We start from the raw sequence: 22,562 nt of genomic DNA, 5'->3' as shown, positions 1-22,562 counted from the left end.
GGGTAAAACCACCGCGTTGCAAATTCCGAGAAGCGCGTGTCCAGGTAGTCCCTGGTGACCAGGGCATCCATATTGTGAACAAAAACTTGTGTCATGGCTTTGGCGTGTACCTCCGCCTGCTCACGTGGGACCCCTGAGGATTCCAACGCGCGGGCGTACTCCAGCGGATCGAATGCTATGGCTGCCATGCTACGCCCCTGATCACTTATTGACCAGCCTACACAACCAGCATCTCAGCTGGAACATCAAAATCCGCCAGGCCGCCGAACCCTGGCCGTCCCCAACACGCCCACGTCGTCGAACAAACATTTCGCTACCCACCTCGCAGACACAGCGCTATATACTGTAACGACTCCAACGCGAGAAATAGCGATGATGCGACAACTGACCCTGGCACTGCTGCTCTTATTCACCACCACAGCCCTGGCAACCCCCTACGACGTGGTGATTCTGAATGGCCGGGTGATGGACCCGGAAACCGGCCTGGACGACATACGCCATGTGGGCATTAACGGTAATACCATCGAGGCAGTCTCCGAGACACCGCTACATGGCACGCGCGAAATTGATGCCAGCGGCATGGTGGTTGCACCGGGCTTTATCGACCTGCACACGCACTCGCCCACGGAACTGGGCCAGTACTACCAGCTGTTTGACGGGGTGACCACGGCACTGGAACTTGAGGCGGGCGCCTACCCGGTAACAGACTACGCCGGGCAGATTAGCGACACCCCTCTGATCAACTTCGGCGCCTCGGTGGGCTACCTCAATATTCGCATGTCGCGCAAAAGCGGCATCTCGCTGGCAGACGCCACAGCAACCCCCTGGCCCTCCACCGCGCGGGGCTGGCTCAATGCGCTGCGCGTGCTGATCTACGGGCCCGAGGTGGCACTGGCAGACACCTTCAAGACAGCCGCCACAGAAGAAGACCTGGCCGCCATGCGGAGCATGCTCAACGCAGGAATTGACGCCGGCGCGCTGGGCATAGGCCTGCCACTAGACTACGCCAGTGAGGCCGTTGACACGCGCGAGTTGCGCGCCATTTTTGAGCTGGCGGCAATGCGGGAGGTGACGATATTTGTACACGTACGGCGCGGCATCAATGGCGACCCAGCCGGGCTGCGTGAAGCGTTGGCCCTTGCGGAAGACACCGGCGCCAGCGTGCACATTTGCCACATCAGCCATAATGCGATGCGTAACACAGCGCTGTTTCTGGACGAGATTCGCGCGGCCAGGCAAAGAGGCGTGGACGTGACCACAGAAGTGCTGCCCTACAACGCCGGCTCAGCGCCCATTTCCTCTGCGGTGTTCGGACGGGACTGGCAAACCGTGTTTGCGATCAGCTACGAAGACGTGGAGTGGGCTTCCACCGGCGAGCGCCTGACACGAGAAAGCTTCAACAACTATCGAGAAGAAAGCCCGCGAGGCGTTGTCATCCACCACTACCTGAAGGAAGAATGGACCCGCCGCGCTATAGAAGAGCCGGGTGTGGCCATCGTTAGTGACCTGGTCGCCATGCAGGATCGCGAAAAGAACGTGGCTCCCCACAATGGCGCCTTCACCCGCATTCTCGGGCGCTACGTGCGCGAGCAAGGCGTGATCGACCTGATGACCGCACTGGAAAAAATGACGCTACTGCCAGCGCGCCGGCTTGAAAACATGGCCCCCACCTTCAAGCGCAAGGGCCGCCTACAACCGGGCATGGATGCCGACATTACCGTGTTCGACCCCGATACCGTTATCGACCGCGCCACCTACAGAAACCCCTACCAGGAGGCAGCGGGACTGCACGCCGTGCTGGTGAACGGCACCCCGGTGATGCTGAACGGAACGCTGGTCCCCGACACCTGGCCGGGTAAGCGCTTGCTGACCACGGGTACCTGAGCGGTGTAGCGGCATTCGCCGCGGCACGGAATGATCATTAGCGGACTGCCGAAAAAGAGGGGAAAAAATCTCCGCGGAGATGTGAACGAAGTCAGCAAATGGACTCACGCCATGCAGAACATCAACCAAGCACACAGTCTCCGGCGAACTACTTCTGAAAAAAAACCCGGTACCACAGCAAACATATCTAAGAAATTATTAGACATAATCATTGAATCTCTAAGCATCTTCAAATGACTGTACTCTCTTGGTTTAAGACTATCCGAACATTCTGAAGATCGTTTTGATTCAAATGCCCAAGCATGTATCGAAGGCGGTAAAGACTCAAAATCTTTTCGAAACTGTTCCTTAGGCACATCGGGTAGACCACCAAACCATAGGTCGGTGAAATAAAACCCCAAGGCCAAAGGTCTGGTTAACTTGAATCCTCTTGCAGTGCGCATCAAGTTTGACCAGTCTATTCTGATCCCCCAACGCTCAATAAAAAGATGTATATCCAGAGCCATCGCACTCAATGATGATCCACCAGCACGGACATGCCGCCCCATAACAATATGCTTACTAAGATGAAGGGTTAGAAATACCAATTCGTCCGTTATAGCGAGCATACGATGACCGTCTTCAATGCTTGACCTTCTCCACATTTCCTCACTCAAGCCACGGGAGCCCATTAGGCCAAAAGCCCAATGATCTCCCCAGATCGCGTTACCCATAAGGCGCTCGTGAAGCTCCAAGTGAAACTTAGTCCTACCGGTTTTGCTCTCTAAGAAATACTCCCTGTGATAGTGTGAGGGATTAGATCCAATGTACTTATATCCTAACCCTTCCACGAGCGAGCAAGCGTCCCCTATCATGCCGGGCTCGACAAAGAGGTCGACATCACCGAAAGGTCTGACATCAAGTCCATCGTATAAACGCTTCGCCAAACTGGCACCTTTCAAGGGGATTACTCCTATTGGGCTCGACTCAAATGCCTGGAGTAACCTAGAAGTTTCAGCAGCCAAAGCCATTGAGTGAATACTGCATTCAACACGAAGAAACCGAAGTTCCTTTCCAACCCGTTCGCTCAATTTCAAATCTGAATCCATCACCCTAGAGGCAAGATAGGGGCAAAGTCTCCGGTGAAAAGGATGGTTCGATGCCCACCTATAAAGCCATAGCTCCCCCATCATATCTCTCGGAATCGGGACCTTCGGCATGAACTCATCTGACCCATCGAAAGCACCTAAAGACATGACTTCATCATCTCAAGCCTCATTTTTTCCCGATGGGAGGGGAGTTCTTAAGCAACAGAAACCCAAGATAAACCGCCAAAATAACCACTGCCGAACGTAAAGACGTGTAAAGAGTCACCTCCACCAACCCCAATATGGACTTAGGATAAATAAAAATTGCAAGCTTCATCGTAAGCAAACTTAGTAAGGGTACGCCCGTGACACGCCTCAGAAACAAACTTAAACGTATCATGACGTACAGACTAATCGAGGGAAGAAGTCCACAGATAATTCCCCACCAGCCAAACCGTCGAAACGCATCGTTGTGCAAAAGGATTGGGAACCTAGTAGAAGAGTACCCCGTACCCATTCCAAAGCGCTCCCTTAGGTAGACTGACCCATCGTTTATGATTGGTTTATTAGGAAAGAACACAGCCGGAAGATAGAGGTACTTGAGATTCTCAAACCCATCAAACCCATCAAACCTCCTTGCAGAGTACATTTTGTCAACTACTTCAAGTGTTGCGAACTCGCCAACCCGATCGACCAGTGCATCAGATACACCGGCAGTCAAACCATGATCATGCCGCTTTGCTTCAATAATAAATAAGCCAGAAAAAGCAAATAAGACAACCAAAATTGTAACGAACGTAGATCTGGTACCGCCTCGCGGTAAGCCGCGTGATACTCCAATGGATTGCGTGTCTCTGGCGAAAAAGGAAAACCAGACCAAAACTGCAGTGGCAACCATTCCAAACCGATTAAACACCAAGTATACGAAGTAAACCATGCCTATAGAAAGAAGCAAGCCAACGACGGATCTCGTGACAATTGTATAAACAAGGCAAGCTGCAACAGAAAGAAACAGAAAATCTTCAAATAGGAAGAACAATTTAAAAAGGAAGTCTCTGTTATCAATCTGAGACGCTCTAGCACCCAAAACAGTTGGGATATTCACAACTACTATCAAGGCAGCAACAACGACGAAATACAAAACAACATTTTTCCGACCAAAGTCAGAGCCAAGGCTAGAAAGCAAAGTCTTAGCCCCCTCCCTGTTGATTATGATCATACTAACAGCACTAACGAACCAAAATAATGAAGAGAACGCGACGTACTCGACAGGCAATGGCTTTCTATAGATGGGAAAAGCAAGTATACCTATAACCACAGGCAAGACATTAGCTGCAATTATGATATGAAGTACACGATCCGACCTCACTCAACGGCCTCGTTCACATCACTTGTACCAACGCTCGTCTTCAAGGAAAAAAAGAAAAAAGCGACATTCAAAACTATGCATATAGAAAAGCCGTTGTTTCCAAAAAAATAGAAAGCTGAAAATAACATCAACGTTCGAATCCAAGAATACTCACTTCCGTAGGAAAATACGTTGAGACCAAAAGAAAAACCAAGCACAACCGGAAGAACAACCAACGAGAAAGGCCGCTCCTTTAAATTGGCAAGGCTGTCAGCCTCTACAAGACCAGCTGGCATAAATGTAAAAAACATCGTAAATAGAACTGCAAAAATAAACATAAGAAAAACAGGTTGAATCAGGTTTTCGACAACATTCTCAGCTCCCAAGTTCTCGTGCTTGGCCCACATATACGCTGCAATGTTTGCAGAAAATGTCATGATCAAAATGGATAGCGAATATTCTGTAGCCGTTAAGCCGAATACAGGCTGAGAACTGGTAATAGCCAAGACAATGGCTATTGTCGGATTCCTGTCAAAGTATGCACCAACTTTCTGCACGAACATGGGCTGCCCAAAATCGGAGGCATACAACGCACCATCCGCTTTCACTAAGAACGATTTTTTTTGAATTCTTTTTGCGTACATGTAAAACAAAGTAGCTCTTGAAAAGTTGGAAATTGCCGCAGAAGCAATAAAGGCGTCTAGTGGATTAAATAGACAAAACAAGAAAAAGAAGGTGACAAGACGAACGAGGCTTGCAGCGATATTAATGAAAATCAACCGAATTCGTGGTGCAGATGAGTTTACAATGACCGCCCTCCAAACTGCTGAAAAGTCCCCTACCACAACTGAAGCCCCGAAAAGTAATGAGCTTATTAGGATAGAATCAAGGCTTTCTTCGCTGATTATCGCTAGAATCCAAATACCGATACAGATGAGAGCTATCCCGAGTCTTTTGGAAGAGAGTCCGTTTCGTGCCCGTGACGCTTCTATAGAAGCTGTAGAGACTTCGAGCGCGAGAAGCATAAAACTTGCTAATGTCAGGGATATTAACGTTTGGCTTGTAACAATGTCGCTATCGCTCAGAAAAAACATAGCGACCAGAGACACCAACCCGCCGCAGACCACATTAAGCACCTGAAAAATCGTATAACTGTCGAATAGACGTTTAAACAAAACGGCTGAAACCGTACACGCGCGCACTCAAAAATCGTGGAACATCTTTACTTAGCTGGACTGCCAGCTTAAACAGTAGGAACCACCACCCCCCAGATGGGCTGCAAAAATCGCTCATATTCTTCATTCGCATAATCGATTCAACTCGCGCCTAATCGTGCTTCGATCAATCGCAAGAATCAGTCTTTTGACGTTCTCAAAATATTCACCGACCTCAAGCTCTTCAAGCAGCTCAGGCATTCCATCACATGCTGTCACGAGCGGAATAGCACCAAATTTGAGTCCCTCATAAATCACCATTCCAAGACCCTCGAGATGAAGCGTGGGAACCACATTAAAATGGGAATCGCTATAAACATCATCTCTCTCAGCCTCAGTCAATTCGCCCAAAAATACCACTCGTTCGTCTAACGTCGACGCTGATCTCACCCTATCCTCTAAAGGGCCAGAGCCTACGATAGTAACTCGCACCTTTTCATCCAAATCTATTGCTCGTAAGGCCTCGAGGAACTCAATAACACCAACACGATTTACCAGTCGCCTACAGATAACGCAGCTGATAATTCCATTCTTGTCCAGCGAATTGAACTTCTTCTTCACTAGAGCGCCGTAACGGTAACGATCAAAGTCGGCCTGTGGGCGAACGACCTCGATTCTTCTAATTGGTACGCCATGATTTTCGTGAAGCCGTCTTCTGAATGCACGTGAAGCAGTGTAGTATTTTCTCAAATTTCTCAGCATCAATGCCTCGACTATGTACAGCCTTAAGACAGAAAGCTCGCCACTGCCCTCTACAGCAGCCTCTTGAAACCCTGGTCCATGATAGAAAAAACTACATTTTCTTCTAAAAAAAATTAGAGCGAACAGCCCGGTTCGAATTGAGTGCACTTCGATCTCTTCATATCTATGCGCGACTGATAGAACCTTAAATTGAGAAGCGATGGTGCGGAAAAACTTGTTCCTGCTATAATCGCCAAGACTTAATTGTGAACCAGATTCACGATCACACCATTCAAGAAAATGACAATCCGAATACGTATCGGATTTTTTTAGATAACCTATAAAGGTGGGTATACCGCCAGGAGCGACAGCAGGGACCGAAGTTCCAATGACAAGCTTTTTCATAAAGTCGTTTCGGACTGACTCAGCATAGAGAAAACACTCTCTGCTGAGGTCGCCTTACTGTTTAGCCAAGCAATTTGCTCGGCAAGTGCTTGACTGTAGCTAGCTCCACTCATGCTTAGCACTTCAGCTATAATGTCTGCGGCCTCTACAAAATTTTCAAACGAGTATGCTAAAAGCTTTTCGTTTAGAAGGTCTCGATTATAAGGATTCATAGAGTAAACACCCAAGGTCCCATAAAGCGGATACTGGAAATATCTAACTGTTATAGGGTCGATTGTGCCTCCAAAGGAGTCAGGAACCGCAATGCCAACCTTTACTTTTTTTAAAAATTCCGCAAGAGCTGGACCGTATATCGGGCCCACAGCTTCTATATCGTTACGATCGCTCCAACCAGAGCCGATGACATAGACTTTCCTGCGGATAAGACGGGCGATTTCAGATATTTGAAGTTCCTTGTTGTAGCTATGATTCCCTAAAAAAACAACATCTATACTTTTTTCGTGAAGATCTCGATAGAATTTCCTTTTTTGAAGTTCAATCTTCTCTGACTCGAACGAAAACATTGTAGGACAAATGTTCACTATCTTATCTACTGTAATAGAGCTTCTAAACCGGACTTCGTTGTAGGAAGAAGGTTTTGTGAAAATAATTTTCGTCGCTACTTCTTCTAAGTATTTATGTTCTTTGTGGGCCAGATAGTCCGGCAAGTACCAGTAAACCTCATCTAAATTTGACAAGATTCTACCTACGGATTTATTTACCCCTCTCCCATTAAATACGAACGCCCGAGATTCATCGCACCTAGAAATAGAATTCTGAATATCAAGAGCCATCGTGTTTGACATATTCCTCTTTAGTATGTGCCTTGCAAATTTGCTCAAAAAGCCCGATGCGTAAAAGTTCGCGTAAGTAGTATCGTCAAAATTTTGAAACACAAAATTACTAGCAAGCAAATACTTAAAGAAAACAGTTTCATCCGACCCTATTTTCGATCTCATGTAGGTAATAATGGGTCAACCCCCTTAAAGATATTCCTCATAGTAAGCCACAAATAGAAGCTATTACTTCTTCCTTTTTCTTTGAACGTTGAACCGACCAGACTGAACAACGTTCACGGTTGTATACTGAAAACCGAATACCCGTCAGCCAGTCTTCTAGCGAGTTATAGTCTTTCACAACCTGAATACCACCATTGTCTGGCCTCATAGAAAAACCGGGCAAATTTCCTGTCACAACACATCCTCCTTTAGAGAGAACCTCCTCCGCAAGAACGCTATTTATCTCTAGAGTACTGGTGCACAGGTAAATAGTAGAAGCATTAATGAGCTTGAGAAAGGACGAGCGCGGCAGTGCATCGAAATAATCCACACCGTGAGACTTGAGATGCGGTTTTCTCGCACCGAAAAAGAGCACCCTCAGGCCCTTTAGTTCACTATCTTTTTTCATAGCCAGAGTTATTCTTCTCGCAAGATCTTCATTCTTTCGATAATAGTCTCCAAGTCCCGACCAAATCACTACCGGCTCTGGGGAATTTGCTTCAGTGCACTCATGGTTTGAAAACGAGATGAATGCAGTTTCTCTGCAATAGACTTCTCCCCTGTTAGTGATTTTGCGAGCGAAGGGAGTAAAATGAATCTCGGCAAACCTGCGAATACACCACCTATGATACGAGAAACCGACCCACTCCAAGCATTCTTTAGACCATATCCCTACCTGACGCAGCAGAACTCGAAAGTCACTAAGGTACATTGCGGAAATCGACGCCCTCGCCTGAATTCTCATAGGGCCAACTACCTTCTTGCCCTTGCTCCGCAGAAGAAATACTGGGTTCAAGTAGAGTATTGACGCAGGTGAAATCTGATGAATAATATCGAACTTCCCTCTTTGCAGTACCTTTGCTAACCTTACTTGCCAAAAAAACCTAAGCAGTCGGCCAAAGTATTTATGCTTCTGCGGCAATACCTGCGGGATAAAGTTAATCTTTGCTTGAACATTTCTATTTCTACAGTAATTGAGGATTGATTCTCGATTTTTTTCGTTTTCGCTAATGAAAACGTGTATGGAGAAATTTGATTGGATCCGCTCGTCAAAAATGACCTCCTTCAAAAAATACCATCCCGCAGCAAATTCAGAGCCTCTATCTGGATCCACCGTCTGAGCAATTACTGCGTATCTCTTCACTGCAAATGCTTCCGTATCTCCTGAATCCAGGATGTCGTTTCCATCTCACGAACTACAACCACATTAGGCAGCGCTTGGATCTCAGGCGCTACCGCTGGTGATACCAGAACGATGCTACCTAGCAGCGAAGCCTCTCTTGCTATCAAGCAGTAGCCTTCATGATTACTGGGGACAACTAAGATAGACGTCCGCAGTAATAATCCTTCTACGTCTAGACTTTCCCCGTTCAAACGGACATTGTCTAGCTTGGATAGTGAGGCCATTACGCTATCTTGATTACCGCCCCCGAAGATATCGATGGTCAGATTCATCGCAGAAAGAGCTTGTGATAACTCTGGCAGAAATTTTGAGTTTTTCGCGTCGCCTAAGATGGCGCTACTAGATAGCCGCCCTATGAAGGCTATCGAGTTAGCAATCTCTCCTGATTTAACCGAAACAGTTCCACGATATTTCTTAGTTATCATGCTACAAGGGGGGTCGACGTAGTGCCTCTTAAGCTTGGAAAGCAGAGAAAACGTTTTCAATTGTCGAACAGAAACGAACCTAACCCGAGATGCGAATATTAGCCCAAAAATCTGGTATATGAATGTGGCTAACCTGATTTTGAAAGTACTACTAATTGGTGAGGATAAAGGATCGCAGTGCACGCCAATCTCCAAATCGGGAAGTTTTCTCTTGTGAACCGCGAGGGCCAAAAGCATTGGGGAAAGCGTAAGATCTCTGAAAAAGCCGCTGCTTTTAATTACAACATTCTTAAAGTGAGTATCGTGGAACAGATCCTTGGCCTCCAGCACCTGTACGCACATCCTGTCACATAATTTTCTTACATTTACGGAGATGGCTTGAAGGGGCAATACAAACCCTCCATGCATAGACGCCCTTAGGATTGAGTCCATTTCGCCGCCACCAAGGCTGGAGCCGTTTATAATATAGACGGCAATTTTCTGTTCCATTTTCCGGTCTCATAGCCAAAAAAATTCAAAAGTTCGCCAATGCATGGATAGTCAGCCGCCTCAAAACAACCTAACTCTCTCAGCTTTTCGTTCGAGTACAAAGTCGATGAGAATAAAGAATCTGACGGTACAAAGCTTCTAATCTCTTTCTTCGGAAGATCGCGGCACTCACCAAATATCTCAACTAGAACTTCCTTACATGCAGCAAAATCAGTAACTAGTGTTTCATACTGTATTAACACCCCTCCGACAGCACCAAGTAGTCGCCGATAGCTTTCAAATTTGTACAATATCAATTCTTCCATAGACATAACGCATCGAGGCATATTCTCGATTCGCCGAGGAATATAGCTTTCTGTCGAATCGTAGCTATGAAAAGGTCTAGCTGCGAAGGATCTCTTCCAAAACACAGGGTGCTTAACCACTATAACTGGAATCACCGATGTGTTTTCGAATAACTTGATGTCAGGAGCAGCGTGCTTCCAGCCCAGTATCAATTCATGTCGACTTCCAGTCACCAAGTCATAAACGCTGTCATAGGTCTTAGGTAACCCTCGACCAATTCTCATTGCAAAAGCATTTATGACTAGACTGGTCGTAAGCCCCGCATCATCAGGAAAGAAGTGGTTCTCCCCAATTAGAAATCTAGCCAAGTTAGTTCCGGAGTTTCTTTCACCGAAAATCTTGTACATAGCTTTCATGATGAAGGCCAGTGCTGTATGTATTCATACGAGAAGCATTTTTTCATTTTTTCATTTTTTCACATTCTGTAGGCCGTTCCACTTTTGATGCTGAGCGCCTCGTGGTTTAAAGTGAGACCCGCCATTAGGAACCACGAATGAGCTTTCAGCCTGCACCGACGGCATTCAAAAACCCCAACAATCACCAAGTAACCGGGGCGCCTCGTCTCTCGCAAGGGATTGCGTCAGTTTTATCGGGCTTTGCTTTGATAGAATGCCGCATCTCGAGGTATTTGCCATTTGTTAAAAGAAGTATTCCAACCACCACATAGACCCTACGAGCATCTTCAATACATCTCAATTGGGAGGAATTATCATTGGAGCCGCGCTTTCATTTTTTGCAGTTTAGAGCTCCTACTATCCATCCCCCCCAAACAAATCCCGCGTATAAACCTTATCCACCACATCCTCAAGATCCTTACTAATGCGATTAGCAATAATCACATCACTCAATTTCTTGAAAATATTCAACCCGGCTATCACTTTGGAGTTATAAAACTCCTGCTGCTGCATCGCAGGCTCATACACCACCACCTCAACACCCTTGGCCTTAATCCGCTTCATCACCCCCTGCATTGAAGACGCTCGAATATTATCCGAGCCCTCCTTCATCACCAGGCGGTAAATGCCCACCACTTTCGGCTTGAGCTTAAGCACTTCATTGGCAATAAAATCCTTCCGCGTGGAATTAGCATCCACAATCGCCTGGATAATATTACTGGGCACATCCGCGTAATTCGCCAGCAGTTGTTTGGTGTCTTTCGGCAGGCAATAACCGCCATAGCCAAAAGAGGGGTTGTTGTAGTGGGTACCAATGCGCGGGTCCAGGCCCACACCTTCTATTATGTTGCGTGTATCCAGGCCATGGGTGGCGGCGTAGCTGTCCAGCTCATTGAAGTAGGCCACGCGCATCGCCAGGTAGGTGTTGGCAAACAGCTTTATGGCCTCGGCCTCGGTGCTGCCGGTGTGCAGCACGGGTGTGTCCTTGTCTTCTGCGCCCTGCAACAACAGCGCGGCAAACTGCTTGCCGCGCTCGCTGCTGTCACCCACCACAATCCGCGAGGGGTGCAGGTTGTCGTAAAGCGCCCTGCCCTCGCGCAGAAACTCCGGGCTGAACATAATGCTGCTCACGCCTGTCCGCTCACGCAGCTGACGGGTAAAGCCAACCGGAATGGTGGACTTGATCACCACTGCGGCACCCGGGTTGATTGCGGTGGCGTCTGCTACCACGGCTTCCACCGTGGAGGTGTCGAAGTAGTTGGTGTCCGGGTCGTAGTTGGTGGGGGTCGCGACGATCACAAAGTCCACACCGGCGTAGGCTTCATGTTTGTCTGTGGTGGCGCGCAGGTTGAGCTTGCGCTCTCTGAGGAACAGCTCCAGCTCGGGGTCTTCCACCGTGGGTTCGCCGCGATTGATCAGGGCCACGCGCTCGGCATCTATGTCCAGCGCCACCACTTCATTGTGTTGGGCCAGCAGCACAGCATTGGCCAGCCCCACGTAGCCGGTGCCCACCACGGCAATCTTCGTCATCGGCTAGGACTGTCCGGCGCGGTAGTCATAGGCGTAGTTGTAGTAGTCCTTACCCGCGCCCTTCATATCCAACTGGTTCAGCACCACGCCCGCCAGCGGCGCATTATTAGCCTGCAGGGCGGCCACGCCTTTCTGTACCTCGTGGGTAGAAGTGCTGTCTGCCTTCACCACATATATCACCGCGTCTGCCAGTGAGGCCAGCACCAGGGCATCGCTCACCGGTTGCGTGGGGGCGGAGTCGATAATGATGCGGTCATAGTTGCGGCGCAAGGCATCCAGGGCGTCGGCGAAGCGTTTGGAGCCCAGCATTTCCAGCGGATTGGGGGGAATCAGGCCGGCGGGCATCACGTCCATACCCATACCCGCCACCGGCTCTATGCATTCTTCCAGGCTCGCAGCGCCAGACACATAATGGCTCAGCCCTTTGTGGTTGGCGGCAAGCTTGCACTTCAGCGCCAGGCTGGGGCGGCGCAGGTCGGCACCAATGACCAGGGTCTTTTCCATTTGCGCAAAGGCGGCGCCCAGGTTGAGTACAGTAGAAGACTTGCCCTCTTCCGGCAGGGTAGAAGTCACTACGATCACCTGTGCCGGCGTATCCAGGCTGCCCAGTACCACACTGGTGCGCACGGTACGCACGGCCTCGGCGAATACGCCCTGGGGCTGCTGCCACAGGTTGGCGGGCTTGGCGCCTCTGCCGGTATCCATTTTGGGCAGCGCGCCCAGCAGCGGCACGTTCAATTTTTCGGCCACGTCTTCCGGGGTTTTTACCGTGTTGTCCAGCAACTCCAGCAGGTAGGCCACGGCGCAGCCAAACATCGTACTCAGGAACAGCGCCAGCATCAGGCTCAGGCGCTTGTTGGGTTTAACCGGCGAGTCCGGCACGGTGGCGCGGTCCACTATCCGCGCGTGGGGCCGCTCAAAACCGCCGGTTTCGCTCAGGCTTTTCACTCGCGCCAGGAAGATGTCATATAGCTGGCGACTGGTGTCCACCTCGCGCTGCAGCTCCTGCAGGCGAAACTCAATACGGTTGAACTCCTGCAGGTCACTCTTGCTGGACTCCCAGGTGGCCTGCAGCTGCTGTTCATTGCGCAGGGCCAGGTCGTATTCACGTTCAATGCCAGAGACCACCTTGCGCACCTCGCGAGCCAGGTCGCGGTCGGCCTCGGCCAGGTCCGAGCGCGCGGCTATCATCTGCGGGTGCTTCTCGCCGTAGCGCTTGCGCAGCTCGGCGACTTTGCGTTCAGCGCCGGACTGGGTCTTTTTCAGGTCGCGAATCAGCTGGTGCTGCAGCACGGCGGGTATGGTCATCAGCTGCTCGGTGCTGGCATCGACCATACCCTGCACGTCTTCCATAATATTCTGGGCTTCAATGCGGGCGCGCCGGGCATCCTCAAGGCGCTGCGAAAGCAGTTGCAGCTCACTCCCGCCCAGCGTGGTTTCACCGTCCACGCTCACCAGGCCCTCGGCATCACGAAACTCCTGCAGCGCCAGCTCAGACAAGCGCAGCTGCTCGCGCAGGTGACCAAGGCGCTCGTCCAGCCAGCCGGTGGCCTGCACAGTGCCGGAAAGGCGCTGCTCCAGGTCAGAGGCAATAAACGCTTCCATCAGCGCATTAACCACCCTTGCGGCCAGTTGCGGGTCGCTCATCTCCAGGCTCACGTAGGCCAGGTGACTGAACTCCACCGGCGCCACGCTCAGGCTGCCGGCCACGGCATTGGTTACGTTCTTTATGGCCTGCTCTTCCAGCTCCGCCTCGCTCAGCTGCTCCGGCACTTCTTTTTGCGCGGCGGGTAGCAGGGTCTGCAGGCTGAAATCAAAATCGAACCAGCCGGGCTCCTCTTCAACCTTCGGGTCCGGCAGGAAGTACGGGTGTTTGTGCAGCTCCAGCTTACGCACCACGTTTTCCGCCAGGCTGCGCGCCTTTAAAATTTCAAACTGCGTCTGGAAGTAGTCATACCCATATTGGCCGGTGCCGTAGTAGTCCTCCACTGACATCACGTCCCGCTCCGCCGACATCAGCTGCAGGGAGCCGCCGGCGCGGTATATCGGCTCCAGTGAGTACACATAGAAACCCACCGCCACGGTAACGGTCAGCGCCAGCCCGGCAATGCCCCACTTGTAACGCAGAATGGCGCGCAGTATCTGGCCCAGGTCGATGAACTCGTCGTCATCCCGGGCAGGAGCCGAGGGAGCAGCGGTGAACTGTGAGTTGGCGTTCATTTAGAAGAAGGTATCCCGTACGGTGATGATATCCCCGGGCTGCACCCGGTAGTCCAGGCGTGCCTCGCGTTCTCTTGACTCGGGGTCGTCGTCAGAAATCACCAGAAATTCTTTTTTGTTGGCGCGCTCGGTAAAGCCGCCCGCCAGGGAAATGGCCTTGCGCAGGGTGAGCCCGGGCTGAAAGTCCACGCCGCCGGGGCGCTTCACTTCGCCGTTCACAAAGAAGGGTCGGTATTTGACAATGGAGACCGACACCCTGGGACTGATCAGGTAATCCGGCTGCAGGCCGTCTACCAGCTTGTCCTGCAGGTCTGCGGCAGTACCGCCGGCCACGCGCAGCTCGCCCAGGAAGGGGTAGGAAATACGACCGTTCTGGCCTATCAGCATCTTGTCGAAGGTGAGGTCCGGCTCACCATAGACATGAATACGCACCGCGTCACCGGCATTCAGGGTGTATTCCTGCTGCGGTTCCTGTGCCTGTGCGGCTACAGCGAAGATAAACAGTGCGATGCAAACAATGCGCGACATGTGCTACTTAACCTGTGCGACCAGTTGTTGGTATTCCAGCAGCAGGCGCCTGTCCTGCGGCCGCGCAGGACGGTAAGCCACCGCCATTTCCTGACTGTCTACTGCGCGGCGCAGCAGGTCCGCAACCTCGGCACGGTCATCCGACCAGTAGGCCTGCCAGGCCAGGTCGTTGGCCTGCGCTGCCAGGTAGTCCGGGTGATGCGGTCGAGCTGCCAGTAACTTGTTTATAGTGCGCGTTGTTGCCGCCCGTGTCACCACCGTGGGCTGGTACTGCTCCCTGCCGCGAAAACCCAGCTCGGTTTCCACCGTGCTGAAGCGCAGGTCATCAACAAACTGCCAGCTGCCTTCCAGCAACATCAGGCCGGCGAGCAGAATGGCCAGCCCCAGAACCCAGAATGACTTGACCCGGACCACGCCCCCAGTACCTCCCCACAGCCCTAAAGGCTGAGCTCAAGCTCAAGGAAGTAGGCGTTGCGCGTGTAATCGAAGCGCTGCAGGTTGGAGTCGCGGTCTTCCAGGCGATACCCCATTCCCAGATCCAGCCAGCGACGGGCGGCAAAGGTGTAACCCAGCTCCAGGTTGATGAAGTCGTCATCACGATTGGCACCGGAATAGTCTTCCCGGAAGTGCGCGGCCGTCACGTAGGTACTGGAGCGGCCGCCCCAGTCGTGTTTCCAGTCCAGGGTGAATTCGCGGGTATTGATAAAGTCACCCAGGCCGTTGGTTTCCTCAGAGAAGCGCCGGGCGCCCAGGTCTATCCGGGAATAAGTGCGCGGCCAGTAGGTAACGCCCACCTCCCAGCTGAAGCCGTCATCGTCGTCGCGGCCGCTGGAGTCGTAGCTGCGGTCATAGCCACCCAGGCGCACATTGCCGCTGGTGCTGGCCGTCGCCTGCCATTCCACACCCACAAAGTAGTTGTATTCCTCGCTGTCCAGGCTGCCACCCGGGTTCTGCGGGTTCACCCTGTCGTATTCGTTGTCGATGTAGCGTACTTCCGCCAGCACATCGGTGCGCGGTGCCACCTTGACAAAAAACGTGGAGGCAAAGTCTTTCTGGGCGCGGTCAAAGTACTGGGTCTGTTCGCGGAAGTTACCGTATTCCAGGTCCAGCGCCCTGGCCGCAAGCACCAGCCGGCCGGCGGAGTCCTGGTTGCCGTAGGTGTATTCAACACCAGCACGAGCGCGGTCGAACTCCACCGGCTCGCCAATGATTTCACCCACACCCTCGCTGAGGCCAGTACCCGTTTCCTCATGGCCGGCAAGGTACTCACCCACCACGTCGATCTTGTGGCGACTGGTGAACTGGTGGGCAATATCCAGGTTCACCTTGTGGTCGGTGAAGTCTTCCTGGTGCTGGCTGAAGTAGCGGTAGTCCTTGAGTTCGTAAGACAGTGAATAGAGGCTGGGGCCGGACTGCACCCAGGCCTGGATCTCCGGGGCAACTTCAGATGCCCAGGTGCTTTGCTCACTGCTGCGTGAGCGGTAGAGGTTGTCGATATAGCGGGTTTCCGCCTCAACGGTGGGCGTGATATTGACCGGACCTATGGTGACATTACCGGGCTCGACGGCGAAAGCACCTCGACTGAGAGCCACCGCGAAGCAGACCAACGAAATGGTTGCCGGCAGGTGTTTGGAGCACCCATGCCTGCTTGTCCTGCCCCGCGAGACCTCTGTCACCATGCCAGCATGCCCGGTTTTTCCCTACAATAATATTCTAATTATCAAATACTTATAGAGGAATTAAAACAGAACTATTACACAAATCAAAGCCCTGTTTATACACAGTTACCACGAGTATCCAAATACGACATGCCAAAGCGTGCCGGCGTCAGCTCGCCCGTCCTGCAACCGCCCGCGGCGCTGCGGTTTTCGCAGGCAGCACCCGTGCCACCCAGGCCAGCGCCAGCAGCACCACAAAGGTCAGCGCATTCGCCGGAATCTGCAGGTTAAAGTCCACACTGGAATGCAGCAGCGCCCAGGCTATGGTCATCAACACCGCGAAGGCCACGCCGTGAAAAAGCCGCGACTGCCGGCCGCGCAGCACCGCCAGCGCCATACGCAGCGCCAGCACCACAAACGCCGCCAGCAGCAACGCGCCGGGCAGCCCCAGCTCGCCGATAAACTGCAGGTAGTCGTTGTGCGCGTGAAGGTACGCCGCCTTTAGCTCGGTGCCCTGGTAGCGCGGAAACACACTGTAAAAAGAGCCGCCGCCGGAGCCGGTAAACCAGAAATCCCTGACGTATTCCAGCAGTTGCGGCAGGTTGGCGGTGCGTGCTTCTGTCTGCGCCTGTGTTGAGGCCAGCCGATCCATCAACCGGTCAAAGCCGAACCAGCGGCTGAGTATCGCCATATCCACCACCACCAGGCTGAGCAGCAGCAGGGCCAGGCGGCGGGAAAAATACTGCCCCGCGTACTGCGCCACGGCTCCGGCGCAAAACAGGGAGATAAAGAACGCGGCGTTGCCCATGCGCGAGCGGGTCAGCACCAGCGCGATAACCATCAGCGCGAGCAGAACCCGCAAACGCAGGCGGGAGCTGAGCAGCAGGCGCAACCAGCGCCGCATGCGCTCGCGCCCCCTGGTGCTGCTTTCCGCCCGGGAACTGAGCTGCGCGAACAGCAGCCCGGTGCCGGCCGCCAGGCACATCACCAGGTAGCCCGCCAGGTGGTTGCGGTTAACAAAGGTGCCGGTGGCCACACCCCGGCCCACGTACTTCTCTACAAAAAAGCCCCACTCCAGCCCGCTGAGCAGCATCAGCGTGCCGTACACCGCCTGGAAGCTGCCACTCAATACCAGCAGCCACAGCAGCTGCGTCAGCCGGTCGCGTGAGTTCACCAGCACCAGGGTAAGGAAAAAGCCCGCGGTATAGGTTGCACCCAGCAACAGGTACTGGCGCGTGTAGGCCGGGTCCAGTGACAGCGTCAGCCAGCCCGGGCGCGCATGCCATTGAAACGCCGTTGGCGAGAACCACTCCACCAGCACCGGGGGCAGGGGCAGGCACTGCACCGCCACCCAGCACTGCAGCAGCACCAGTAACAACAGGGGGAGATACATGCGTCGCCACAGTGCGGGGCGCACCTTCGCGGCACCCGCGGAATACAGCAGCAGCCAGCACAGCAACAGCGCGGCCACCATCGCCGCCAGCAGGCCTGCGCTCCAGATACGCGCGGAAGCAAAAGGCAGTGGCGCCCAGAACAACAGGGCTAGAAACAGGTAAAAGAGGCTCTTCTCAAGAACGGGGACTTTAGGGTCTGCCAAGTCAGCAGACCCCGGGGCTGCGCACAACGGTAAGGATTTCCACCATCACCAGCGGGCGACGACAACCCACCGGAGGTTCAGCTAGCGGGGCTTACGCCTCCGCCTCCTCCGGGAAGCTGGGAGGAGTCATAGGTGCCGGGAGGCTCGGTGAGAATAGGTGACGCACAGCCACCGGTGGCCCAGGTATCGGCCGTGCGCATTATTCGTTCCAGGTCATCCTCGTCAATTCCCGGCAGTGCGCCCAGTGCCGCGGCCACTTGCAGGGCCTCGGTGTCGTTGGCGGCGGCGCAGACACCGGCCACCCCCAATTCACGGTGAAAATCTGCCGCAGAAGCGGACAGTGCCAGTACCGCAGAGGACTGTGCATCCCGGCCATCGGCGAGCAGCGCGGCAACAACCTGCTGTGCCGAACTACCCTCGGCCAGCATGTCTTCCACCGCCTGCGCGGCCTGTTCTTCAGTCATCATTGCCTGCGCCGCCAGCGGCAAACAGGCCAACACAGCCATCAAGCCCAAACGCTTCGTCAAACCTGCCATAACATTTCTACCCGACCACGTGGTTGCGTGATTGCTCTATAACGATTGCGCCACACTAGTCAGTTTTGAAAAATCTGTCAATTTGCCTCGTCGTCGCCGTCTTCGGCCCTGGCAAGCACAGCCGCGAGGAACGCCAGCACGTCGGCAATCACCGGTACCGCCTGCTCCGGCAACAACTCAGCGGGCGGCGCCACCTGGGGCGGCAGGATATTGCCGGTGGGGTCGTTTTCGTCGCTCATCCCGTCGCTCATATCCCGTCGCTCATAGCCAGGCACTCATATACTGACGCTCACGTTACCATCCCACTGCCCCGCCCCTGCCGGCGGGCTGTAGTCGCCCATGTAGCAGCGCAGCACCGCAATCTCCAGGCCGCGCTGGGCCAGCGCCTGCTGCAGGGCAGGCAGATGATCACTGAACAGCTGGCGGGTAGCCGCTCGCTGCGCCCGCAGCACCACGGACAAACGCCCGGACTGCTCAAATATCTGCACCTCCACCGCTCCCATACCCGGCAGCTCCAGCCGCAGAGTCACCTGCCAACCGGTCTCTTCCTCTTCATCACCGGCTTGCTCGCGCTGGCGTCGGCGCTCCCGCTGCACCAGCAGCGAGAGGCTGCCGGGGCGACCCCGCCACTGGTAAGGCAGGTCGAACAGCCACATATACGGTGCCCGCTCACCCGCCTGGGCCTGCACCTGGGCCATGGCCAGCTGACTGAGCGCAAGCGTGGCCAGGGCCCCCTGCAACTCTCCACCCAGGCTACTCAGCAAGCCCCGGGCAGCCTGCTCCCCGCCACTGCCTACGCCCTGCGCACCGGGGTTACCCGCACGCAGCCCAGCTATACGCTGCAACAGGCGCAGCAGCGCCAGCCGCAGGTCATTCCCCGCGCCGCCCGCGACAGAGGCAAAGGCCCCTGAGTTCAGCAACAGCGCCTGCAACTGTGCAGGGTCCGTCATCTGCTGCAGTGTTGGCAGCAGGGCGCGCAGGCTGCCTGCAGCGTCATTCCCCAGACCCAGCAACGACAATAATTTGGCACTTTCGGGGCCCAGCAGCAGCCTCGCCAGCGGCGCTGCGACGCTGTCCTGAATCGGTAACAACAAGCGCAGCTGACGCTCCATGGTACTGGCTGCCTCAGCTGCAGCAGGGTTGTTGGGCGCTATTTTCAGCTGCGGCTGCGGCAGCAGGGCTGTCACCTCAAAGCGCACGGCAGCCCCGGTAGGCAGGGCAAAGGGCGCGCGGGCCGTGATCTGCTGCGCGCCTATGCGGATAACGGCCTCCCCGGTACCGGACTGACTCAATACCTGACCACTGAAGCGCTGGCCCAGCCGCCAGCTCTGCAGCCAGGCGTCCACCGCCTTCTGTGCAGGGGCCGACGCCGACGAGACGAGCTTCACATCAATCATGGTTTCCGGGGCGCATGGCCGTTTATAACTTAGGCATGTTTTATGCATATTGTTTGCCAACATTCGTCGGAATAAACGATGGCAAGAAAAGACCTCAATTTCTCGCTGGACGGTGACTTCGCCAGCGAGACAAGCTCGCGGCTCAAAGCAGCGGGCAGGGGTATGCGCGCGGCAAGGGCCGACAGGCCCGCCCGCGCGGCCTACAGGGGCGGACAGAACTGGACGGCGGCGGCACTGGTCATGGTGGTCAATCTGACGTTTATCGCAACGCTGATGTACTGGTTCAGCGGCGGCGACCTGCGCAGCCTGGGTGCGGGCCCCGGCAACTCCTCGGCAGCCATGGCGCGCCTGGAGGTGCAGCTGGCCTCGCTGGGCGTGCGTGTGGGTGAACTGGCAGGCGCCCTGCAGCCGCAACTGGTCAGCAACCAGCAGGACATAAAAGCCGTGGCGGCCACGCTGCAGCAGCTGCAGGGAGAACTGGCTCAATTGCGCGCGCAAATAGCGGTAACGGCAGCGCCAGCCGTGGCGGCGGCCAGCCCTGTGAAGGCCGACGAGTGGTTGCTGAACCTGGGCAGCTTCAACGAAGCAGCGGCGGCCAGGGTATTGGTCGCGGAGTGCGAGGCACTGGGTTACAAGCCGGAAATTATCGAGCAGACCGCGTCTGGCAAACCGCTGTACGTGGTCGCGCTCGCCGGGTTCAAGGATCGCAATGCAGCAGAATCCAGCGCCCATGAAATTATGACGCAAACCGACCTGAATGGGCTGTGGGCGTGGAAAAAGCAGTGACCAGGGGACGTGGTCGCAGGACGACGCGGCAATAACAGGCATCAATAGCAGCTGCCGCTTGAATGAAAACTAACTAGCAAATGACGTGAAATCGGGGAACACATATGGATCTGGCAACATTACTCGGACTTCTGGGCGCTATAGGCATCGTGCTGGCCGCCATGCTCTTTGGTGGCTCGGCCCTTGTCTTTGTCAACGTGCCATCCCTGCTCATTGTGCTTGGCGGTACTTTCGCCGTGGTGATGATCAAGTTTTCCATGTCCCAGTTTTTCGGCGCCTTCAAAGTGGCGGCTCGCGCCTTTGTCTTCAAGCTGGACTCCCCCGAAGCCCTGATCGAGCAGATCGTGCACCTGTCCGGCATCGCCCGCAAAGAAGGCATGCTCGCGCTGGAGAATGAAGAAATAGAAAACGAGTTCCTCGACCAGGGCATCAAACTGCTGATCGACGGCAACAGCCACGAAGTGATCAGCGCGGTAATGAAGAAAGACCTGCAGCAAACCCTGGACCATCACACCTGGGGCGCAAAAGTATTCAGCGCCACTGGTGAGGTGGCGCCCGCCATGGGCATGATCGGTACGCTGATCGGCCTGGTGCAGATGCTTTCCGCCATGGACGATCCCAAATCGATTGGGCCGGCGATGGCCGTTGCCCTGCTCACCACGCTGTACGGTGCGATGTTGGCAAACATGGTCGCGCTGCCCCTGGCCGACAAACTCACCCTGCGCAAAGCAGACGAGAACAGAATCAAATCCATGTGTATAGACGGCGTGCTCGCTATACAGGGTGGACAGAATCCGCGCATCGTAGAATCCATGCTCAAGACCTACCTGGAACCCAAGAAGCGCGCACTCGCCAATGAAGCAGCAGCGAGCGCGGCCGAGGCTGCCTGATGAGCGATACTATGGAAGACGACGAACAGTCACCGGGCGCGCCCGCATGGATGGCAACCTTTGCCGACCTGATGTCGCTGCTGATGTGTTTCTTCGTACTACTGCTCTCATTCTCCGAAATGGACCTGCAAAAATACAAGCAGGTGGCCGGTTCCATGGCGTATGCCTTCGGTGTGCAGAACAAGGTGAAGGTGATGGATATCCCCAAGGGCACCAGCATCATCGCCAAGGAGTTCAGCCCGGGTAAACCCGAGCCCACGCAGATTAAAACCGTAAACCAGTTCACCACGGAAACCACCAAACCCTCGCTGAGCGTGGGCAACCCTTCCGCGCCCAAATCAGCTGCCCGTGAACTGAACGAGGAAGAAACCGAACGCCTGCTGCGCGAAAAACTGGAGGCCTTGATTGCCGAGACGGAAGAAGATGCTGACAAACTGCGCGACCTGCTGGAGGAAGATGTTAATGACGGCAAGATCGACATCGAATCCAACGGGCGTTCCATCACCATCCGCATTCGTGAACGAGGCTCTTTTCCCTCCGCATCGGCAAACCTCAGTCCGGAGTTTGTGCCGGTAATGAATTCGCTGCGCAACGCGCTCACTTCGATAGATGGCCTGATCTCAATTGAGGGGCACACTGACAACATCCCCATTCGCACTGCCGCATTTGAGTCGAACTGGGACCTGTCAGCCAGCCGGGCGCTGTCGGTGACCCACGAGCTGATCAAAAGCAACACGCTGGACCCGAACCGTTTTATGGTCGTGGGCCGGGCCGATACCCAGCCATTCAAGCCCAATGACAGCGCGCAGGAGCGGGCACAGAATCGACGCGTGGAAATCATCATCCGCCAGGGACTGGACGAGCAACTGACCACCGACATCAAGAAACTACAGAGAGGGTTTGACGACTTGCTGCAAGGCATAGACCTGAACTCTGCAGGTTAAGCG

At 54.1% G+C, this 22,562-nt stretch carries 22 protein-coding genes; 4 read left to right on the top strand and 18 right to left on the bottom strand.

The features are described 5' to 3' along the window. Nucleotides 1–188, bottom strand: a 188-nt coding sequence (locus C0039_RS13140; RefSeq protein ID WP_243391613.1) for a hypothetical protein, incomplete at its 3' end; no start/stop codon positions are given. Between the two features lie 184 nt (nucleotides 189–372). Between C0039_RS13140 and C0039_RS13135 the strand changes: the two genes are divergently transcribed. Then, nucleotides 373–1,884, top strand: a complete 1,512-nt coding sequence (locus tag C0039_RS13135) for an amidohydrolase family protein (protein WP_165787129.1) — start codon at nucleotides 373–375, stop codon at nucleotides 1,882–1,884. Between the two features lie 104 nt (nucleotides 1,885–1,988). Here C0039_RS13135 and C0039_RS13130 read toward each other — a convergent pair whose 3' ends face one another. From C0039_RS13130 to fliK, 17 genes are all read right to left on the bottom strand, one after another. Then, nucleotides 1,989–3,053 (bottom strand): nucleotidyltransferase domain-containing protein, encoded by a 1,065-nt coding sequence (locus tag C0039_RS13130; RefSeq protein WP_279304936.1) that lies wholly within the window; start codon nucleotides 3,051–3,053, stop codon nucleotides 1,989–1,991. 85 nt (nucleotides 3,054–3,138) lie between these two features. Beyond that, nucleotides 3,139–4,170: a hypothetical protein gene (locus C0039_RS13125; protein ID WP_133125997.1), complete on the bottom strand. Its 1,032-nt coding sequence runs from the start codon at nucleotides 4,168–4,170 to the stop codon at nucleotides 3,139–3,141. A gap of 146 nt (nucleotides 4,171–4,316) precedes the next feature. Beyond that, on the bottom strand, nucleotides 4,317–5,474 hold the full coding sequence (locus C0039_RS13120; RefSeq protein WP_133125996.1) for a hypothetical protein: 1,158 nt from the start codon (nucleotides 5,472–5,474) through the stop codon (nucleotides 4,317–4,319). Nucleotides 5,475–5,597: 123 nt separating this feature from the next. Beyond that, nucleotides 5,598–6,599, bottom strand: a complete 1,002-nt coding sequence (locus tag C0039_RS13115) for a glycosyltransferase family 4 protein (RefSeq protein WP_101518299.1) — start codon at nucleotides 6,597–6,599, stop codon at nucleotides 5,598–5,600. After that, a complete protein-coding gene (locus C0039_RS13110; protein WP_133125995.1) occupies nucleotides 6,596–7,336 on the bottom strand; it encodes a glycosyltransferase family protein in 741 nt (246 codons plus the stop codon). The genes C0039_RS13115 and C0039_RS13110 overlap by 4 nt, the downstream gene beginning before the upstream one ends. A 298-nt stretch (nucleotides 7,337–7,634) precedes the next feature. Beyond that, nucleotides 7,635–8,780 (bottom strand): glycosyltransferase, encoded by a 1,146-nt coding sequence (locus tag C0039_RS13105; RefSeq protein WP_101518297.1) that lies wholly within the window; start codon nucleotides 8,778–8,780, stop codon nucleotides 7,635–7,637. After that, the gene (locus tag C0039_RS13100; protein ID WP_101518296.1) at nucleotides 8,777–9,733 is read right to left on the bottom strand and encodes a glycosyltransferase; all 957 of its coding nucleotides are present in this window, start codon (nucleotides 9,731–9,733) and stop codon (nucleotides 8,777–8,779) included. Before C0039_RS13100 ends, C0039_RS13105 begins: the two co-directional genes overlap by 4 nt. Then, nucleotides 9,703–10,434 (bottom strand): hypothetical protein, encoded by a 732-nt coding sequence (locus tag C0039_RS13095; RefSeq protein WP_101518295.1) that lies wholly within the window; start codon nucleotides 10,432–10,434, stop codon nucleotides 9,703–9,705. The genes C0039_RS13100 and C0039_RS13095 overlap by 31 nt, the downstream gene beginning before the upstream one ends. A 396-nt stretch (nucleotides 10,435–10,830) precedes the next feature. Next, complete coding sequence (locus C0039_RS13090) at nucleotides 10,831–12,003, bottom strand: nucleotide sugar dehydrogenase (RefSeq protein ID WP_101518294.1); 1,173 nt, start codon at nucleotides 12,001–12,003, stop codon at nucleotides 10,831–10,833. A 3-nt stretch (nucleotides 12,004–12,006) separates the two neighbouring features. Beyond that, nucleotides 12,007–14,223 carry a GumC family protein gene (locus tag C0039_RS13085; protein WP_101518293.1) on the bottom strand — a complete coding sequence of 739 codons (2,217 nt, stop codon included), beginning with the start codon at nucleotides 14,221–14,223 and terminating at the stop codon, nucleotides 12,007–12,009. Continuing rightward, entirely contained in the window at nucleotides 14,224–14,751 is a 528-nt protein-coding gene (locus tag C0039_RS13080; RefSeq protein ID WP_101518292.1) for a polysaccharide biosynthesis/export family protein, read from the bottom strand. 3 nt (nucleotides 14,752–14,754) lie between these two features. After that, entirely contained in the window at nucleotides 14,755–15,165 is a 411-nt protein-coding gene (locus tag C0039_RS13075; RefSeq protein WP_101518291.1) for a hypothetical protein, read from the bottom strand. Nucleotides 15,166–15,188: 23 nt separating this feature from the next. Beyond that, entirely contained in the window at nucleotides 15,189–16,343 is a 1,155-nt protein-coding gene (locus C0039_RS13070) for an outer membrane beta-barrel protein (RefSeq protein WP_165787127.1), read from the bottom strand. Between the two features lie 235 nt (nucleotides 16,344–16,578). Continuing rightward, complete coding sequence (locus tag C0039_RS13065) at nucleotides 16,579–18,006, bottom strand: O-antigen ligase family protein (RefSeq protein ID WP_101518289.1); 1,428 nt, start codon at nucleotides 18,004–18,006, stop codon at nucleotides 16,579–16,581. Nucleotides 18,007–18,083: 77 nt separating this feature from the next. After that, nucleotides 18,084–18,542 (bottom strand): hypothetical protein, encoded by a 459-nt coding sequence (locus tag C0039_RS13060; protein ID WP_101518288.1) that lies wholly within the window; start codon nucleotides 18,540–18,542, stop codon nucleotides 18,084–18,086. A gap of 77 nt (nucleotides 18,543–18,619) precedes the next feature. Continuing rightward, complete coding sequence (locus C0039_RS21090) at nucleotides 18,620–18,781, bottom strand: hypothetical protein (protein WP_165787126.1); 162 nt, start codon at nucleotides 18,779–18,781, stop codon at nucleotides 18,620–18,622. A gap of 36 nt (nucleotides 18,782–18,817) precedes the next feature. Then, a complete protein-coding gene (gene fliK / locus C0039_RS13055) occupies nucleotides 18,818–19,939 on the bottom strand; it encodes a flagellar hook-length control protein FliK (RefSeq protein ID WP_165787125.1) in 1,122 nt (373 codons plus the stop codon). A 78-nt stretch (nucleotides 19,940–20,017) separates the two neighbouring features. Here fliK and C0039_RS13050 point away from each other — a divergent pair, with 78 nt between their 5' ends. The 3 genes from C0039_RS13050 to C0039_RS13040 all read left to right on the top strand — a co-directional run bounded on the left by C0039_RS13050 (nucleotide 20,018) and on the right by C0039_RS13040 (nucleotide 22,559). Beyond that, entirely contained in the window at nucleotides 20,018–20,725 is a 708-nt protein-coding gene (locus C0039_RS13050) for an SPOR domain-containing protein (protein ID WP_101518286.1), read from the top strand. 104 nt (nucleotides 20,726–20,829) lie between these two features. Beyond that, nucleotides 20,830–21,615 (top strand): flagellar motor protein PomA, encoded by a 786-nt coding sequence (gene pomA / locus C0039_RS13045; RefSeq protein WP_075999229.1) that lies wholly within the window; start codon nucleotides 20,830–20,832, stop codon nucleotides 21,613–21,615. Beyond that, a complete protein-coding gene (locus tag C0039_RS13040) occupies nucleotides 21,615–22,559 on the top strand; it encodes a flagellar motor protein MotB (protein WP_075999230.1) in 945 nt (314 codons plus the stop codon). The genes pomA and C0039_RS13040 overlap by 1 nt, the downstream gene beginning before the upstream one ends. The last annotated feature ends 3 nt before the right edge of the window (nucleotides 22,560–22,562 follow it).

The sequence above is a fragment of the Pseudohalioglobus lutimaris genome (assembly GCF_002866825.1).
GTDB lineage: Bacteria > Pseudomonadota > Gammaproteobacteria > Pseudomonadales > Halieaceae > Halioglobus > Halioglobus lutimaris.
The sequence above is the reverse complement of the archived record's forward strand: the minus strand, read 5'-3'. Positions and strand labels throughout refer to the sequence as shown.

Excerpts from the sequence above, each read along its gene's own strand:
- C0039_RS13050 (WP_101518286.1), top strand. The coding sequence starts at position 20,018 with ATGGCAAGAAAAGACCTCAATTTCTCGCTGGACGGTGACTTCGCCAGC.
- C0039_RS13125 (WP_133125997.1), bottom strand. The coding sequence starts at position 4,170 with ATGATCATAATCAACAGGGAGGGGGCTAAGACTTTGCTTTCTAGCCTT.
- C0039_RS13115 (WP_101518299.1), bottom strand. The coding sequence starts at position 6,599 with ATGAAAAAGCTTGTCATTGGAACTTCGGTCCCTGCTGTCGCTCCTGGC.
- fliK (WP_165787125.1), bottom strand. The coding sequence starts at position 19,939 with ATGATTGATGTGAAGCTCGTCTCGTCGGCGTCGGCCCCTGCACAGAAG.
- C0039_RS13090 (WP_101518294.1), bottom strand. The coding sequence starts at position 12,003 with ATGACGAAGATTGCCGTGGTGGGCACCGGCTACGTGGGGCTGGCCAAT.
- C0039_RS13100 (WP_101518296.1), bottom strand. The coding sequence starts at position 9,733 with ATGGAACAGAAAATTGCCGTCTATATTATAAACGGCTCCAGCCTTGGT.
- C0039_RS13085 (WP_101518293.1), bottom strand. The coding sequence starts at position 14,223 with ATGAACGCCAACTCACAGTTCACCGCTGCTCCCTCGGCTCCTGCCCGG.
- C0039_RS13095 (WP_101518295.1), bottom strand. The coding sequence starts at position 10,434 with ATGAAAGCTATGTACAAGATTTTCGGTGAAAGAAACTCCGGAACTAAC.
- C0039_RS13060 (WP_101518288.1), bottom strand. The coding sequence starts at position 18,542 with ATGGCAGGTTTGACGAAGCGTTTGGGCTTGATGGCTGTGTTGGCCTGT.
- C0039_RS13040 (WP_075999230.1), top strand. The coding sequence starts at position 21,615 with ATGAGCGATACTATGGAAGACGACGAACAGTCACCGGGCGCGCCCGCA.
- pomA (WP_075999229.1), top strand. The coding sequence starts at position 20,830 with ATGGATCTGGCAACATTACTCGGACTTCTGGGCGCTATAGGCATCGTG.
- C0039_RS13135 (WP_165787129.1), top strand. The coding sequence starts at position 373 with ATGATGCGACAACTGACCCTGGCACTGCTGCTCTTATTCACCACCACA.
- C0039_RS21090 (WP_165787126.1), bottom strand. The coding sequence starts at position 18,781 with ATGAGCGACGAAAACGACCCCACCGGCAATATCCTGCCGCCCCAGGTG.
- C0039_RS13130 (WP_279304936.1), bottom strand. The coding sequence starts at position 3,053 with ATGGGGGAGCTATGGCTTTATAGGTGGGCATCGAACCATCCTTTTCAC.
- C0039_RS13080 (WP_101518292.1), bottom strand. The coding sequence starts at position 14,751 with ATGTCGCGCATTGTTTGCATCGCACTGTTTATCTTCGCTGTAGCCGCA.